The organism is Mesorhizobium sp. M0598 (assembly GCF_040320865.1).
Classification (GTDB): domain Bacteria; phylum Pseudomonadota; class Alphaproteobacteria; order Rhizobiales; family Rhizobiaceae; genus Mesorhizobium.
Map to the genome: position 1 here is coordinate 1 of NZ_JAMYQL010000116.1, position 821 is coordinate 821.

1 protein-coding gene is annotated in these 821 nt (G+C 66.0%); it reads right to left on the reverse strand.

Features of this window, described 5'->3' with window-relative positions; translation table 11 throughout:
• A partial coding sequence (locus NKI59_RS34990; protein ID WP_352709076.1) for a tyrosine-type recombinase/integrase occupies positions 1-741 on the reverse strand: 741 nt, incomplete at its 3' end.
• Positions 742-821: the final 80 nt, after the last annotated feature.

Here is an 821-nt window from a genome sequence, read left to right on the forward strand (position 1 = left end):
CAGGAGATGTGTGGCGAAGGAATGCCTCAGGGTGTGCGGCGTTACCCGCTTTTTGATCTCGGCGGCCTCCGCCGCGGCATGAACGGCGCGGTTCATCTGCCGCGTGGAGAGCGGCGTGATCGGGCTGCGACCCGGAAATAGCCAGCCTTGCGGCAGCATCACGCCGCGGCGTTTGCCCTCGCGCCACCAGGCGCGCAGAAGCCCGAGCAGCTGCGGCGACAGCATGGCGTGGCGGTCCTTGCGGCCCTTGCCCTGCTCGACGCGGATCAGCATGCGCGTCGAATCGATGTCGCTCACCTTGAGCGCCACGATCTCCGACACCCGCAACCCCGCCCCGTAGCCCGTGCCAAGCGCCGCCTTGTACTTCGGTCCCGGTGCGGCTTCGAGCAGCCGCGCCACCTCCTCGACGCTCAGCACCAGCGGCAGCTTGCGTGGCTGGCGGATGACGGTGAGACGGCGCGAGAGATCGGGCCGGTCGAGCGTCACGGTGAAGAAGAAGCGCAGCGCCGAGACCGCGCTGTTGATCCCCGGCGGCCGCATGCCGCTCTCGGTCTGGTGTAATTGGAAACGCCGCAGATCCTCAGCCGTCGCGGTATCAGGCGAGCGCCCGATGAAGGCTGCAAACGCCTTCACGCAACGGATATAGTCTCGGCGCGTATCCTCGGTGAAGCCGCGCATGGACATGTCTTCGATCATGCGCTCGCGAAGTGCGCTGCCGGATGGATGCGTAGGGACGGTCATCGGATGCTCCTCTCAAGCTGAAGGTTGACACTTCATGCTCGGAGGCCGATGGCCGTCCGTCACCCCTGATCGATTAAAGC